The 292-nt window shown below is 71.9% G+C and carries 1 protein-coding gene; it reads right to left on the bottom strand.

Going from position 1 to position 292, the window contains the following annotated elements; translation table 11 throughout:
* The coding region (locus tag CVH10_RS19515) for a Clp protease N-terminal domain-containing protein (protein ID WP_369335895.1) at positions 1-292 on the bottom strand (292 nt) is incomplete at both ends.

The raw sequence follows: 292 nt of genomic DNA, 5'->3' as shown, positions 1-292 counted from the left end.
CGGCGAATCTCCTCGTCGCGGCCGATCACCGGGTCGAGCTTGCCCTCGCGCGCCGCTTCCGTGAGGTCGCGAGCGTACTTCTTGAGGGCGTCGTAGGCGTTCTCGGCCGTGGCGTTGTCCGCGGTGCGGCCCTTGCGGAGCGCATTGATGGCACCGTTGAGCGAGGCCGCGGTGACGCCCGCCGCCGCCAGTGCGCGGCCGGCCTCGGTGTCCTTCTCAACCGCGAGGGCGAGAAGCAGGCGCTCGACGGTGACGTAGCTGTCGCCGGCCTTCTCGGCCGCCTTCTCGGCGG

Source organism: Halomonas sp. ND22Bw (assembly GCF_003011945.1).
GTDB classification, from domain to species: Bacteria; Pseudomonadota; Gammaproteobacteria; order Pseudomonadales; family Halomonadaceae; genus Halomonas; species Halomonas halophila.
The sequence above is the reverse complement of the archived record's forward strand: the minus strand, read 5'-3'. Positions and strand labels throughout refer to the sequence as shown.